This is a genomic window from Moraxella cuniculi DSM 21768, assembly GCF_900156515.1.
Taxonomy (GTDB): Bacteria; Pseudomonadota; Gammaproteobacteria; order Pseudomonadales; family Moraxellaceae; genus Moraxella; species Moraxella cuniculi.
Window position 1 is genome coordinate 192459 of sequence record NZ_FTNU01000002.1, and the last position, 14404, is coordinate 206862.

Genomic DNA, 14404 nt, shown 5'->3' on the forward strand with positions numbered 1-14404 from the left:
AATTATTAAAAATCAAATGGTTGCATAAATTTTGCTTGGTGTTTTGATAAATTTTTATCCCTTAAGGTTTGGTTAAGGTTGATGTGGTTTAATATGCACCATCAACTGATGGCAATAACCATCAGCCAAAACAAACAGTTTATTATTTGGAGTTTATTATGACTTTTATGAAGCAAATTTTGGCAGCGGCATTGACAGTTTCTGTGGTAGCAGCACCGATGGCTTATGCCAAAAACAATCAACAACAAGGTATCCAAACCGTTACCGCAGCCACTGTTCAGTCAGTTGGTGATGACAGACAAGTAACCATCACGGGCAAGATTGTGCGTTTTTTGGGCAATGAAAAGTTTGAATTGCAAGACCAAACAGGCACTGTGATTGTTGAGATTGATGATGATTATTATCAAAATCCACAAGAGTTGATTGGCAAGACAGTTACCATCAATGGCGAAACTGACATTAGCTTACGCAAAAAACGCGTAGAAATTGACGCTGATTATGTTCAATTTCGCTAAGACTGCCGTTAAGTAATCAGTTTTGTTTATAAAAAATCCCCAAGCTGTAAGTTTGGGGATTTTTGTAATCAGTGTTTGTGGTCGCTATGGTCGTGATTGTGATTATCATGATTATCATCATCACTATTGGCGTTTTTGATTCTTAAAAAAGAAGCCTTAGTTACCATGATGCCACTTCTTAGGATAAAAATACTCAAAATCACACTGGCGACAATATCTACCCATAGCCAGTTCAGCAACCATGCCGCCAAACCTGCGATGATGGCAACCACCGAGCCGAGCAAGTCCGCCAACACATGCAGATAAGCAGAGCGGATGTTTAGGTTTTCTTGATCGCTTTTTAGGATAAGCCAAGCAACACCGATATTAACAAGCAATCCAATGATAGCAACACCAAGCATTGGCAGAGCCAGCATTTCTGGTGGATTGCCCCAGCGGTTGATTGCCTCAATCAGTACATATACAGCGATGACAATGAGTGATAGTCCATTGAGCAGTGCTGCCCACATTTGTACTTTGGTGCTAAAATATAAAGCGACAAATGCCAAGAATAATGCTAGGCTGTCATTTGCCATGTGTCCTGCATCTGCAAGTAGGGCAAGGCTTTTGAAGTACCAACCACCAGCAAATTCGATGAACATATAGCCAGTGATGATAACAAAGCTGATAAGCAAGATGCGTTTGTCATTGGGTACATGACTATGACCATGTCCGCCGTGATCGTGGCTGTGGTCATGGTCGTGATTATCGCCGTGAGGGTGGCTGTGTTTGTGGGTGTTGCTGCAAGAGGACATGATTTCACCGTATGTGTGATTATTCATTTAAAGCATATATTATATACGCAGGCGGAATGATTTGCAAATACCCCGTAGGCATTTTTGCAAAATTTGTCAAAAATGCCATTAAGGATTGTAGCTTTGTGGGTGGTTGCTGGTTTATTTGTCGCATTAAAAACACCCCAATTTGGGGTGTGTTGTTGCTTAGCTGATACGCTGTCTGCCTCTGATGATGGCTTGTTTGACTTGATTGGGGGCTGTGCCACCAAGATGGTCTCGAGCCTGTAGCGAGCCTTCGAGGGTTAGGCAATCAAATACATCATCTGCAATCAGCGGACTAAAGCTCTGTAATTGTGCCAATGATAATTCTGACAAATCAACGCCTGTCTGCACCGCCAAAGCCACTGCCTTGCCAACAACTTCATGGGCATCACGAAACGGCAAGCCTTTTTTGACCAAATAATCTGCCAAGTCGGTTGCGGTGGCATAGCCTTTCATGGTTGCTGCACGCATATTTTCGCTATTTGGCACAAGGTTTGGCAGCATATCGGCAAAGGCAAGCAAGCTGCCCGTAATAGTATCCACGCAATCAAACAATGGTTCTTTGTCTTCTTGATTGTCTTTGTTGTATGCCAGCGGCTGATTTTTCATGAGTGTCAATAAAGTGGTCAATTGTCCAAAGACCCTCGCCGCCTTGCCACGCACAAGCTCTGGCACATCGGGGTTTTTCTTTTGGGGCATGATTGATGAGCCTGTGCAGAAGCGGTCAGGCACCACCACAAAACCAAATTGTGCCGACATCCACAGAATAATCTCTTCGCTCATGCGTGATAGGTGCATCATCAGTAGCGAGGCATTGGCGGTAAATTCGATGGCAAAATCACGATCTGATACCGCATCAAGTGAGTTTTGGCAAATGCCCTCAAAACCCAGAAGTTCGGCGGTAATCGTGCGATCGATTGGATATGTTGTTCCTGCTAGGGCGGCACTGCCCAGTGGCATTTGATTGATGCGGTGGCGAGTGTCGGCAAATCGCTCACTATCACGCACAAGCATCTCAAACCACGCCATCACATGATGGGCAAAGCTGACAGGTTGTGCGGTTTGTAGATGGGTGAAGCCGGGCATGATGGTGGTGGTGTGCTTGTCCGCCAAATCAAGTAAGCCCGATTGTAGGCGTTTTAGCAGTGCCAAGATATTATCCGTTTCATCTCTTAGCCATAGGCGAATGTCGGTTGCCACCTGATCATTGCGACTTCTGCCTGTGTGCAACTTTTTGCCGACATCACCGATTAGGGCAGTCAGGCGAGATTCGACATTCATATGTACATCTTCTAGGGCGACCGACCATTGGAATTGACCAGCGTCAATTTCGGCTTGTACTTGCTTTAGACCACTGATAATCAAATCACTTTCTTCGCTAGTAATGATACCGCAGCGACCCAGCATGGTGGCATGGGCGATGGAACCTTGAATGTCTTGTTTTGCCATGCGTTTGTCAAAATTGACCGATGCGGTAAATTCAGCCACAAAACCATCGGTTGCCTCACTAAAACGACCACCCCACATGCTTGAAGTTTGTTCTGTCATAATCTGCCTTCTTGATAATAAAAATATCAAAAAGTATACCATATTTGCTGACAAGAATAACGCTTAATCAGAAAAATTGCCAAAACAGCGAACAAACTTTGCCATTTGCGTGCCAAAACTCTTATAATAGGCATAAGTAACATAATTTGGATTTTGTATGAATGCACGCACTCTAACCATCGCCACTCGTCAAAGCCCCTTGGCACTGTGGCAGGCGAATTTTATTAAACAAGCACTTGAAGCACTGTATCCGCAGCTGGTTGTTGAGCTTTTGACCATGGTTACTCGTGGCGATAAAATTTTGGACACGCCACTTGCCAAAATCGGTGGCAAGGGGCTGTTTGTCAAAGAGCTTGAGCAGGCACTGTATGATGGCAGGGCTGATATTGCTGTGCATTCTTTAAAAGATGTGCCAATGGTGCTGCCTGATGGCTTGGTGCTTGGGGCATATTGCCAACGACACGCCCCAACCGATGCATTTGTATCCAATCAATATGACAGTCTGCAAGCACTGCCAGCTGGTGCTGTGCTGGGAACTTCGAGCTTACGCCGTGAGTGTCAGTTGCGACAGGCACGCCCTGATTTATCAATCAAAAGTTTGCGTGGTAATGTTGGCACACGCTTAGCTAAGCTGGACGCAGGCGAGTACGATGCGATTATCCTTGCCACCAGTGGGTTACAGCGATTGGGGCTTGATGACAGGATTCGTCATGAGCTTGATGATGAGCTTTGTTTGCCTGCGGTTGGACAGGGGGCGTTGGCGATTGAATGCCGTGCCGATGATGCTGCTGTTTTGTCGTTGCTTGCACCGCTAAATCATGCAAGCACTCGCCTGTGTGTCATGGCAGAGCGAGCGATGAATCGCACTTTGCAGGGCGGTTGCCAAGTGCCGATTGCAGGGTTTGCAACCATCGCTGGGGATAAACTTAGCTTGCGTGGACGCGTTGGTTCGCTTGATGGCACAGTTCTGTTAAAAAGCCAAAACAGCATTGTGCTGACAGGCGATGATGAATCCGCTGCCGAAAATTTAGGCACAGCAGTTGCCGAAGATTTGCTGGCACAGGGGGCGGATAAGATTTTGCAAGCGATATATCAAGACAACGCATGACTCCGCTACTTATCAATACCAGACCCAGCCACCGAAGTGCGGCAATTGACCAAATCACGGCAGTGCCTGTGGTGAGCTTGCCACTGCTTGAAATTGTTTCGCTGTCCTTGAGTATCAGCGAGCAGGCAATGATGACAAAGTGGCTGACTGGCGATTATCATGCATTGGTTATCACCAGTGTTGAGGCGGCAAAGCGAGCATTGGCATATCTTGGGCAGCTTGGCGTGGATTTGACAACTGTCGCTACCACGATGACCGCACCGATAATTGCCGTTGGTGAGGCGACCGCCAAAGTGTTATCAGCTCGTGGATTTTCGGTGATTTTGCCAGCTGTTGCCAGCAATGAGGGTATGCTGGCATTGCCAGAGATTGCCACTTTGCAGGCGAGCGAGAGGGTGCTAATTTGGTGCGGTGTTGGCGGTCGCAGGCTATTAAAAGACACTTTGTTGGCAAAAGGTGTGCAGGTTGATGATGTTTATTGGTATCAGCGGCGTGTGCCAGATAATCTAGAGTTGCAATTTAATCATTTGCAGCCTTTGCTGGATAAGCACAATACCTGTGTGCTAATTAGCAGCCAAATGGCATATCAAGCATGGCGGACACTACAGCATACTTGTCGTTATTATTATTTGACGCTGGGCGAGCGATTATCACAGCTTGTCCGTAGCCAAGAGCCAGCCGCTCAAGTTGCCAAGATAGACACCCTGCACCCTGATGAGATTTGCTTGGCAATTGATGGGTTAATGCAACACACTGCCTAAGTGTTTGTCAAATTATTATATGAACCGCCAATAAGATGGTGGCTGTGATTAAATTATCAGGATAAAACCCAATGAACACAACCAACAAAAAACGCCCAAACCGAGGCGATTATCGTAACCTGCCAAAGTCATCTGCACACCAAAAAGGCGAGGCTAGGTCAGCCAAGGCAAAAATGCCACATTTTTATGGCATTCATGCAGTAACCATGTTATTAAAACGCCGTCCAGAAGAGGTGCTGGCGGTGTTTGTACAATTGCGTGAAGATGGTCAGCCAAGCCACGAACACCAACGCATCATTGAGATAGCCCAAGCGTTTGGTATCAGTGTTCAGTATGCACACAAGGATAAATTATCGCAGCTTTGCGACAGTCATCAGCACCAAGGCGTTGTTGCTTCAGCCAGAGCCAAGGCGGTTGCTGATGAGGCTTTGCTTGATGTATTGATGGATAAGCCCGATGTGTTATTTTTGGTGCTTGATCAGATTACCGATGCTCATAATCTGGGGGCTTGCTTGCGTTCAGCGTGTGCGATGGGCGTTGATGCTGTCATCATACCCAAGCACCAATCAGCACCGATTACGCCGACAGTTGCCAAAGTTTCGGTTGGGGCATCGGAGGTGATTGATGTTGTCTTGGTAACCAATTTGGCACGCACTTTGGACAAACTGAAAAAAGCAGGCGTGTTTGTTTTTGGCACAGCACTTGATGAGACTGCCAAGCCAGTGCAGGCGTGTGATTTTGCTGGCAAGGTTGCAATCATCATGGGTTCAGAAGGCGAAGGCATGCGACGATTGACCCAGCAGATGTGCGATACGCTGGTTTATATTCCGATGGCAGATAGGACTGACCGCCCGCAGAGTCTCAATGTCAGCGTCGCCACAGGCATGATGTTATATGAAGTGGCAAGACAGCGACAAAAATAAATCAGCTCGCCCACAAGCGTAACTATTCATGTTACGCTTTTTGCTTTTAGTATTTAGGCAGGCTTGGATAAATTTTTGGCTTTGGCTTGGGTGGCTTTATCAAAATCGTTGTTGTTTTCGCATTTATTTGGGTCATTGCCACAGAATTGACAATATTCATCACCCATCAAATTTGCCACACCACCACACGAGCCTTTGAGTGGTTGTTTTTTTACCAAATAACCAATACCCATAAACAAAAAGAATAAAACAAAAACGCCAAGAGTAACAAAAAAAATCGGCAAAAATTGGCTGATGATATCATTCATTGGCTGATTCCTTTGATTGGTTGTGCCAGCCATTTGGTTGGCGGGCTGGTAGTTGTGCTTATTATAGCATTTTTATTGTTCGGTGGCGACCTTGTCAGGGTTATAAATCGCATACATGATCGGGCGTTATTATCTTGATGGACAAGTGGCTTTGGCTTGGGCAGCTTTGTTGTGCTGGATTGTCCATCCATTGTTTGGCTGATGTAATAAAAAACAGCCCATGCAACATGGGCTGTTTTTTTGTTTGGTAATGCTGGCTGATTATTTGTCTTTGACTTCGGTAAATTCAGCGTCAACGACACCATCGTCAGCTTGAGCTTGTTCTGGCTGTGCTTCACCAGCTTCGCCACCTGCTTGGGCATAGATTTTTTGACCCACTGGCAAGAAGGCGTTGTCCAATGCCTCAAGTTTGGCCTTGATGTCATCAACATCGTCTTCTTTGGCGGCAGTCTCTAGGGCAGTGATGGCTGCCTCAACTGCTGCTTTTTCGTCATCACTGACCTTGTCAGCAGCGTCTTTTAGGGCTTTTTGTACGCCATGAATGCGACCATCAGCTTCGTTACGCACATTGGCAAGGGCGGCAAATTTCTCATCTTCGGCGGCATTTGCCTCGGCTGCACGAATCATTTCCTCGATTTCTGCCTCTGATAGACCAGAGTCTGCTTTAATCTGGATTGATTGTGATTTGCCTGTGCCTTTGTCTTTGGCAGAAATGTTCATAATGCCATCAGCATTGATGTCAAAAGTAACCTCAATTTGCGGCACGCCACGCGGTGCTGGCGGAATGTCTGTCAAATCAAAATTGCCAAGCAGTTTGTTTTGGTTGGCGATTTTGCGTTCGCCTTGATATACCTGAATGGATACCGCAGGCTGGTTGTCGGCTGCCGTTGAGAACACTTGTGATTTTTTGGTTGGAATCATGGTGTTTTTCTCAATGATTGCCGTCATCACGCCACCCATGGTCTCAATGCCCAAGGTTAGCGGTGTTACATCAAGCAGCAGCACATCTTTTTTGTCGCCAGCAAGCACAGCCCCTTGGATAGCAGCACCCATTGCAACCGCTTCATCAGGGTTTACATCTTTTCTTGGCTCTTTGCCAAAGAATTCCTGCACTTTTTGTTGTACCAGCGGCATACGCGTTTGACCACCAACCAAGATAACATCGTCAATGTCGCTTGCTGATAGACCAGCATCTTCTAGTGCGGTTTTGCAAGGAATAATGGTGCGAGCAACCATCTCTTCGGTCAAAGACTCAAGTTTGGCACGGCTGATGGTAACCACCAAGTGCTTTGGACCTGAGGCATCGGCAGTAATATAAGGCAGATTCACCTCAGTTGATTGGCTGCTTGACAGTTCAATCTTGGCTTTTTCGGCAGCTTCTTTTAGGCGTTGCATGGCAAGCGGATCGCCTTTTAGATTGACATTTTGTTCTTTTTTGAACTCTTCAACCAAATAATCAATCAATGCAAGGTCAAAATCCTCACCGCCCAAATGGGTGTCGCCATTGGTCGCCAGAACTTCAAATTGTTGCTCGCCATCAACATCAGCGATCTCGATGATTGACACATCAAATGTACCACCACCCAAGTCATACACAGCCACGGTTTTGTCGCCGCCTTTTTTGTCCATGCCATAGGCAAGTGCAGCAGCAGTTGGTTCGTTGATGATACGCTTAACATCCAGACCTGCGATTTTGCCCGCATCTTTGGTGGCTTGACGCTGAGCATCATTAAAGTAAGCAGGCACAGTTACAACAGCTTCGGTTACGCTTTCGCCCAAATAATCTTCGGCGGTTTTTTTCATTTTGCGTAGTACTTCGGCACTGATTTGTGGAGGTGCTTGTTTTTTGTCGTTTACCTCAACCCAAGCATCGCCATTGTCGGCTTTGACGATTTTAAAAGGCACAAGTCCAATGTCTTTTTGAACTTCTTTGTCCTCAAAACGGCGACCGATTAGACGCTTGATGGCAAACAGTGTGTTCTTTGGATTGGTAACCGCTTGGCGTTTGGCAGCTTGACCGACCAAGGTCTCGCCGTCTTTAAATGCCACGATAGATGGCGTGGTGCGCGCACCTTCGGCGTTTTCAATCACTTTTACTTTGTCGCCTTCAAGCACTGCCACACATGAGTTGGTGGTGCCTAGGTCAATACCAATTACTTTAGCCATAGTTTACTCCAATTTAAAATTATTTTAATGATTAAGGTTGTTTGCTTTAGCCAGACTTGAAAGTTTAATTCAAAATCCTGCCAGAGTAAGTGCTATATTTGTATGATTTTTGGCTTTTCAAGGGAAAATTTTGAAATTTTTTCAAAAAATTTTGATTTTTAAGCCATTGAAATTATTCAATAAATCCTTAGGATTATGCTCCAACCAGTACCATCGCAGGTCGCAGTGTTCGCTCATTGAGCGTGTAGCCTTTTTGTAGTACTTGACCGATGGTGTCTTTTTCGGCATCGGCAAAAATACCCACCGCTTCGTGCAAATCTGGGTTGAATGCCTCGCCAACTTCACCAACAGCAACTACGCCATTTTTTTCAAGTACGCCAAGCAGCGATTTGTGCGTCAGGCGAATACCCTCCAGTGCCGCCTCGTCTGTGCCTGTTTTTTCGCCATTGTCAATGGCACGCTCCAGATTGTCCACGACATCAAGCAGCTCTTTGGCAAATTTTTGCAAGGCAAATTTTTTGGCTTTTTCGGCTTCTTGCTCCATGCGGCGTTGGGCATTGTAGCTTTCGGCATTGGCACGAGCTGCCGTTTCGGTTGCTTCTTTGACTTGTGCTGTCAGTGTTTCGATGGTTGCTTGTAGCGTGGCTAGCTCATCGGCTTTGGCATTGTCGGTGCTGGTCTGTAGCACTTCATCGGTGCTGTGTTCGGTATTTTGTTCAGTCATAATCGCCCCAAAGGTTAAAATTCCCCATCTTGATAGTGGTAAAATACAGATTTTTCAAGGGCGATTGCTAAATTTATCATCAATCATGCTGTTTTGGGCGTGGTTGATGGTATTTTGGTTGTACCAAAAAAAGTAAAATGTGTTTGGCTGATTTTACGCATTTTTAGGCGACCAATGAGTCAAGGACGCCTAAACCATGCTTACGCCCGAAATGTCGCGTGCCAAGCGAGCAGCAGTGTTGTCGGTCAATCCGCCAATAAAATCCAGCACGCTCATATAATCTTGGTACAGGCTATTTTTGGCTGATTTGTCAAAACCTATCAAATCCAGTGCTAGGGCGTGTTTGGTGCTGATTTGTTGATTCTGATGATGAGCAAAGACCGCAGGAATCAACAAATCCAGTATCGAACCTAGACAACCAAAAGCGGCAATTTCGGTAGCCAGTTTGCTGTCATGGCGAAAAATTTTGTTGGCAGCGAGGTTTTTGGCTTCTTTTAGGGTGTTTTTGATGGATTCATCGCAGACGGCGAGCAGGTCTTTGTGGGTAAATTTGCCCATCAATAACTCATCATGATGCAGCATAAAAGCATGGCTAATGCCCTGTATGGCTTGTCCGATGGCAGTGCCACGCATCGCTCCACAACGCTGTTCAATATTGCTGATGTTGGTCAATTTGGCAACGCCATCAATGTTGCCCAAAATATCTTGAAAATCAGCAATGTCAATCAGTCCAAGCTCTACAGCATCCTCCAAATCAAGCAGGGCATAGCAAATATCATCAGCAGCTTCCATCAGGTATGACAAGGGGTGTCTTGCCCAATGGTCGGTGGCAAGTTCGGGCAGTTGCAATTCGGTAGCGATGTGGCGAATGAGTGGCATTTCGCTTTGATAGATATTAAACTTTTTGCCCTTGGCATGGGGGTTGTTACTTGCCCATGGGTATTTTAACAAGGCACCAATGCTGGCACAGCTTAGCCGCATACCGCCTTGATTTTGGTACATTTCTAGCCGTAACACGGTACGCAGACTGTGGGCATTGCCTTCGTAAGTGCAGATATCTTGTCGCTGTATTTCGTTAAGATTTTCTAAATAAATCTCATGCTTTGGGTTGGCAAACCATTCTCGCAGTGCTGCCTCGCCTGTATGACCAAAAGCTGGGTTGCCCAAGTCGTGAGCAAGACAAGCCACTTGCACAATGGTGCCGATATTGCTCGGGCTGTAGCCATCTGGCAACAGGTGGGCATCTTGTAGCTTGGCACCGACAGCATTGCCCAGACTGCGACCAACGCTCGCCACTTCTACGCTGTGTGTCAGGCGGTTGTGGGTATGGTCGCTGCGTGCAAATGGGTGAACTTGTGTTTTGCGTCCCAATCGGCGAAATGCTCGACTAAAAACCACACGATCGTAGTCCACATGAAAATTGGTGCGAATGGCGTCTGTATCGATGGATTTTGGTTGGATTTGTTCATCAATCACGCCAAACCGCTTGGTGGACAATCGTGCTTGCCAGTGGTTTTTCATTTGCACAAAATTCATAAGTTATCCTTATCAATTTTCTTTGACCGCCATGGTGATGGTGTAGGTTTTGCCTTGTTTGACCTTGGTTGCATTGCCAAAAACTTCGCCAAAAGATCGTTTCATAAAATCACGCAGTCCGTTAATTGTTACTACATAAAACCTTGCCCCGATTTCCATGGCTTGATAGGCATCAATCAGATACAAATAATGTTGTTCTTTGCTGGCTTTGGCGGGCAGGTTGCTCATGACGAGGCTGAATTTGCAAGTTTTATCAACATGATAAAAGCCGTTTGAGAGCATGACTGTGGCGTTGTGCAGCTGATTGTTTTGGCAGTTTAATTTGGCGTATTCCACCGCCACAAAGTCTTTGTCAATCAGCAAGTGCTGTCCTTGTGGACATTCTCGTGCGGCGGTCATGCCAAGCACACCGTAGCCGCAGCCTAAATCAATGCTGTTGTCATCTGACCGAAAGTCAATATGGTCAAGCAGCATCAGACTGCCGTCATCGAGTTTTTCGGGCGAAAAAATCCCCCAAGTACTGGTGAATTTAAAAGGCTTACCCAAAACTTCTTGGTGAAAAACGATGTTGTTACGCCATTGTTTGGCTTTGTGAAGCAATTCAGGGTTAATTTGGTGCATGATTTTCTCAAAATATGATGAACTTTGGGCAGATTTTAGCATTAAGAATATGTCAAAACAAGCGGTGTGCGACCGATACTTTCGTTATTTATGATAGGATAAATGGCGGTAAGCTGACGCTTAATCCGCTCGCTGATAGCATGAGCAGCCGCCATGTCTGTATCGCAAATTTTTGGGTCTGATATGCCAAACAGTGCAGCATCAAGCAGCCGTGTGGCGTGTATATTTTTATGGTAATAATGTAAAACGCCTGCATGTACATCATCAAACAGCGTACCAACCATGCTACTTTCAGCCAATGCAATGCCTAAAGCAGCATCTTCACCTCCCAATCTGCAAAATAGCTCATCTTGTGGAAAACCACCACAAGCCAAAAATAGACTGCGGCGAAAGATGGTATTACCACCAACAGTCATTTGTAAGTTATCCCAAGATTGGGCAAAGTCAGGGTGTTTGGTGTATTTTTGAGGAAAACTGACTGGAGTCAGCCTAAGCCTGACCAAGCTAAGCATTGGCATCATGTTAAATAAGCTGGGCATGATGTCCAAAGCGTGTGCTTCATAAGCATCATCAGCATCTAAAAAAGCAAGCAAATCGGCGGTACTTGTCATCGCTGCAAAGTTGCGAGCCGCTGCCGCACCTTGATTGTCAGCAAATGCCAAGGCAGAGATTTTATTGGGATAATCTTGGGAAAATTTGCGTATTAAGGCAGGTGTGTTATCGTGCGAGCCATCATCAATTAAAATCAGCCGCCGACAAGCAGACTGGCCTAGCGTGCTGTGTACGGCACGCTCAAGGGTAGCTGTGGCATTGTAACAAGGAATGATGACATCGAGAGTTAATGGCTGAGTGTTAGACATGGTTGACTTATTTGTTGTTTTTATCATACTACCATTAAAACAGCAAATTGCAAACTTTTGATGCAAAATGATAAATGTTCCATGTGGAACCAGTAACAATATGTATTATTATAAACCTTATAATGGAAATTGCTGACAAGTTGATTTATTTCTAAGCGACCTATGCGGTCGTGAAGATTAATAAAGTTCATGAATGGGGCTCCTAGATTTTCTAAGCGACCTATGCGGTCGTGAAGTCACCGATGATGTGCCGCAATATGGGGTATATTTTCTAAGCGACCTATGCGGTCGTGAAGTATTAGCGGCACAAGGTACTACGGGTAATAAATTTCTAAGCGACCTATGCGGTCGTGAAGTAGCTAAGTTATCAGATGTTCTTGCTCAAAAATTTCTAAGCGACCTATGCGGTCGTGAAGTCATCATAGCATGGGTTAGGGTTAATGACGTTTTTCTAAGCGACCTATGCGGTCGTGAAGAAGCTGGTTGAAACTTTATTAAAAGAAGGTAATTTCTAAGCGACCTATGCGGTCGTGAAGCGTTCTCCGTGTAAGTGATAGCCCTTGCTACATTTCTAAGCGACCTATGCGGTCGTGAAGAGGGGTGCGTAACTCATTTTCTCTGTCTCTGTTTTCTAAGCGACCTATGCGGTCGTGAAGGCGTAGCAGTCTGCATTTTTGAACATTTTCATTTTCTAAGCGACCTATGCGGTCGTGAAGTATTGCAGAACTTATTTGCCCTTATTTTATAGTTTCTAAGCGACCTATGCGGTCGTGAAGCGTTAATAATGCTGTCATTTGCACTCATGACATTTCTAAGCGACCTATGCGGTCGTGAAGAGTGAGTACCTAGCTGATGGTAAGACGTTACATTTCTAAGCGACCTATGCGGTCGTGAAGGCTAGTAAAGCTAAACTTAAAGCGGACATTCATTTCTAAGCGACCTATGCGGTCGTGAAGCTACAAGCGTATTCCATAAGGCAGGTTCTTTTTTTCTAAGCGACCTATGCGGTCGTGAAGTTAAAAGAAGGTAAGGTTAAACTAACAGTTAATTTCTAAGCGACCTATGCGGTCGTGAAGAACGGCGGTAATTTAGCCGTTGAGCGTGGCATTTTCTAAGCGACCTATGCGGTCGTGAAGGTCTGCAAAAAAACTAACCTCGAGGGCTCTTGTTTCTAAGCGACCTATGCGGTCGTGAAGTGCAATCAATAACGCTGCCAAAAAAGTCAGCATTTCTAAGCGACCTATGCGGTCGTGAAGAGTAATTATACGCCAAAAAATTAAGAAATAACAGCCATTTATGATGAATTGACCCTTTTTACCCAATCAAAATTTGACCAGTTATAACTTATTGATTTTATTAAGTTTTTAAATAGTTAAAAAAATAAAGGTTTTTTACTTCCATCATCATCTGACGGCAAATTTAGTATAGCATAACCAATGTGGCAGATGGAAAATATAAGCTTATAATTTGGTCGTATCATCGCTTGACAGGCTACAATGAGTGTGATTAAATTAAATTCATCATCAAGGAAATTGACGCCATGGACACGCTTAAGCCTAAGGATCTCAAAGCGATTTTGCATTCAAAGCGGGCAAATATTTTTTATCTTGAGCATTGCCGAGTGATGCAAAAAGATGGCCGCGTTTTGTATCTGACCGAAGCCAAATACGAAAATCATTATTATAATATCCCCATCGCCAACACCACCTGTATTTTGCTTGGTACGGGAACATCGATTACTCAAGCTGCCATGCGTATGCTTGCCAGTGCAGGTGTTTTGGTTGGTTTTTGTGGGGGTGGTGCTACGCCATTATTTTCGGGTGCTGAAATTGAATGGCTCAATCCGCAAAATGAATATCGCCCGACCGAATATGTGCAAGGTTGGTTGTCATTTTGGTTTGATGAGCAAAAACGATTGGTTGTTGCCAAAGAATTTCAAAAGCAACGAATTGAATTTATTAAGCAAATCTGGTCAAAAGACAAACAATTACATGAGTTTGGATTTTATGCCGATGAGGTTGATATTTCGCAGGCTTATACTTCATTTCAAAATAAAATTTCCAAAATCAACACGGTAAATGAGTTGTTGCTGGCTGAAGCCATGATGACCAAACAACTTTACAAAGCAGCAGCCACAAGATGTCAGTTATCTTTTGAACGCAATCATGAAGCAGGTGATCTTGCCAATAATTTTTTAAATCATGGCAATTATTTGGCGTATGGACTGGGTGCGACAACGCTATGGGTGTTGGGCATTCCGCATGGTTTCGCGGTAATGCATGGCAAAACACGGCGTGGTGCTTTGGTGTTTGATGTGGCGGATTTAATCAAAGACGCAATTGTGCTCCCTTGGGCATTTATCTGTGCCAAAGAAGAATTTACCGAACAAGAATTTCGTCAGAAAATTCTGCAAAAATTTACTCAATATCAAGCTTTAGATTTTATGTTTGAGCAAGTCAAAAATGCTTCACAACATTTTCAAGTTCGGACAGCCTGAAAATTTCAATAATTCTTTT

Annotated in this window: 13 protein-coding genes and 1 CRISPR repeat array; of the genes, 5 read left to right on the plus strand and 8 right to left on the minus strand. The window is 44.9% G+C overall.

The annotated features are described in order from the left end of the window. The first annotated feature begins 158 nt into the window (after window positions 1–158). Window positions 159–515: a NirD/YgiW/YdeI family stress tolerance protein gene (locus tag BW928_RS02490; protein ID WP_076554652.1), complete on the plus strand. Its 357-nt coding sequence runs from the start codon at window positions 159–161 to the stop codon at window positions 513–515. A 68-nt stretch (window positions 516–583) separates the two neighbouring features. Here BW928_RS02490 and BW928_RS02495 read toward each other — a convergent pair whose 3' ends face one another. Further along, complete coding sequence (locus BW928_RS02495; RefSeq protein ID WP_076554715.1) at window positions 584–1309, minus strand: cation diffusion facilitator family transporter; 726 nt, start codon at window positions 1307–1309, stop codon at window positions 584–586. A gap of 186 nt (window positions 1310–1495) precedes the next feature. Continuing rightward, window positions 1496–2881 carry an argininosuccinate lyase gene (argH, locus tag BW928_RS02500; protein ID WP_076554653.1) on the minus strand — a complete coding sequence of 462 codons (1386 nt, stop codon included), beginning with the start codon at window positions 2879–2881 and terminating at the stop codon, window positions 1496–1498. Window positions 2882–3038: 157 nt separating this feature from the next. Between argH and hemC the strand changes: the two genes are divergently transcribed. The 3 genes from hemC to rlmB all read left to right on the plus strand — a co-directional run bounded on the left by hemC (window position 3039) and on the right by rlmB (window position 5673). Then, entirely contained in the window at window positions 3039–3989 is a 951-nt protein-coding gene (hemC, locus tag BW928_RS02505; protein WP_076554654.1) for a hydroxymethylbilane synthase, read from the plus strand. Next, window positions 3986–4750 (plus strand): uroporphyrinogen-III synthase, encoded by a 765-nt coding sequence (locus BW928_RS02510; RefSeq protein ID WP_076554655.1) that lies wholly within the window; start codon window positions 3986–3988, stop codon window positions 4748–4750. The genes hemC and BW928_RS02510 overlap by 4 nt, the downstream gene beginning before the upstream one ends. Window positions 4751–4821: 71 nt before the next feature. Further along, window positions 4822–5673, plus strand: coding sequence for a 23S rRNA (guanosine(2251)-2'-O)-methyltransferase RlmB (gene rlmB / locus BW928_RS02515; protein WP_078309968.1), 852 nt, complete (start codon window positions 4822–4824; stop codon window positions 5671–5673). 53 nt (window positions 5674–5726) lie between these two features. Here rlmB and nqrM read toward each other — a convergent pair whose 3' ends face one another. The 6 genes from nqrM to BW928_RS02550 all read right to left on the minus strand — a co-directional run bounded on the left by nqrM (window position 5727) and on the right by BW928_RS02550 (window position 11888). After that, window positions 5727–5981: a (Na+)-NQR maturation NqrM gene (nqrM, locus tag BW928_RS02520; protein WP_076554656.1), complete on the minus strand. Its 255-nt coding sequence runs from the start codon at window positions 5979–5981 to the stop codon at window positions 5727–5729. Between the two features lie 261 nt (window positions 5982–6242). Next, a complete protein-coding gene (gene dnaK / locus BW928_RS02530) occupies window positions 6243–8147 on the minus strand; it encodes a molecular chaperone DnaK (protein WP_076554658.1) in 1905 nt (634 codons plus the stop codon). A gap of 193 nt (window positions 8148–8340) precedes the next feature. Next, window positions 8341–8871 (minus strand): nucleotide exchange factor GrpE, encoded by a 531-nt coding sequence (grpE, locus tag BW928_RS02535; RefSeq protein ID WP_076554659.1) that lies wholly within the window; start codon window positions 8869–8871, stop codon window positions 8341–8343. A 189-nt stretch (window positions 8872–9060) separates the two neighbouring features. Beyond that, the gene (locus BW928_RS02540) at window positions 9061–10407 is read right to left on the minus strand and encodes a deoxyguanosinetriphosphate triphosphohydrolase (RefSeq protein ID WP_200800824.1); all 1347 of its coding nucleotides are present in this window, start codon (window positions 10405–10407) and stop codon (window positions 9061–9063) included. A 12-nt stretch (window positions 10408–10419) separates the two neighbouring features. Further along, complete coding sequence (locus tag BW928_RS02545) at window positions 10420–11028, minus strand: class I SAM-dependent methyltransferase (protein ID WP_076554718.1); 609 nt, start codon at window positions 11026–11028, stop codon at window positions 10420–10422. A gap of 41 nt (window positions 11029–11069) precedes the next feature. Continuing rightward, the gene (locus tag BW928_RS02550; RefSeq protein WP_076554719.1) at window positions 11070–11888 is read right to left on the minus strand and encodes a glycosyltransferase family 2 protein; all 819 of its coding nucleotides are present in this window, start codon (window positions 11886–11888) and stop codon (window positions 11070–11072) included. A gap of 148 nt (window positions 11889–12036) precedes the next feature. Next, window positions 12037–13144: a CRISPR direct-repeat array (repeat unit 28 nt; unit sequence TTTCTAAGCGACCTATGCGGTCGTGAAG). 284 nt (window positions 13145–13428) lie between these two features. On the opposite strand from BW928_RS02550, the gene cas1f reads away from it, so the two are divergent. After that, complete coding sequence (cas1f, locus tag BW928_RS02555) at window positions 13429–14385, plus strand: type I-F CRISPR-associated endonuclease Cas1f (protein WP_076554660.1); 957 nt, start codon at window positions 13429–13431, stop codon at window positions 14383–14385. Window positions 14386–14404: the final 19 nt, after the last annotated feature.

Excerpts from the sequence above, each read along its gene's own strand:
- dnaK (WP_076554658.1), bottom strand. The coding sequence starts at position 8,147 with ATGGCTAAAGTAATTGGTATTGACCTAGGCACCACCAACTCATGTGTG.
- hemC (WP_076554654.1), top strand. The coding sequence starts at position 3,039 with ATGAATGCACGCACTCTAACCATCGCCACTCGTCAAAGCCCCTTGGCA.
- cas1f (WP_076554660.1), top strand. The coding sequence starts at position 13,429 with ATGGACACGCTTAAGCCTAAGGATCTCAAAGCGATTTTGCATTCAAAG.
- nqrM (WP_076554656.1), bottom strand. The coding sequence starts at position 5,981 with ATGAATGATATCATCAGCCAATTTTTGCCGATTTTTTTTGTTACTCTT.
- BW928_RS02545 (WP_076554718.1), bottom strand. The coding sequence starts at position 11,028 with ATGCACCAAATTAACCCTGAATTGCTTCACAAAGCCAAACAATGGCGT.
- rlmB (WP_078309968.1), top strand. The coding sequence starts at position 4,822 with ATGAACACAACCAACAAAAAACGCCCAAACCGAGGCGATTATCGTAAC.
- BW928_RS02540 (WP_200800824.1), bottom strand. The coding sequence starts at position 10,407 with ATGAATTTTGTGCAAATGAAAAACCACTGGCAAGCACGATTGTCCACC.
- BW928_RS02490 (WP_076554652.1), top strand. The coding sequence starts at position 159 with ATGACTTTTATGAAGCAAATTTTGGCAGCGGCATTGACAGTTTCTGTG.
- BW928_RS02550 (WP_076554719.1), bottom strand. The coding sequence starts at position 11,888 with ATGTCTAACACTCAGCCATTAACTCTCGATGTCATCATTCCTTGTTAC.
- BW928_RS02510 (WP_076554655.1), top strand. The coding sequence starts at position 3,986 with ATGACTCCGCTACTTATCAATACCAGACCCAGCCACCGAAGTGCGGCA.
- BW928_RS02495 (WP_076554715.1), bottom strand. The coding sequence starts at position 1,309 with ATGTCCTCTTGCAGCAACACCCACAAACACAGCCACCCTCACGGCGAT.
- argH (WP_076554653.1), bottom strand. The coding sequence starts at position 2,881 with ATGACAGAACAAACTTCAAGCATGTGGGGTGGTCGTTTTAGTGAGGCA.
- grpE (WP_076554659.1), bottom strand. The coding sequence starts at position 8,871 with ATGACTGAACAAAATACCGAACACAGCACCGATGAAGTGCTACAGACC.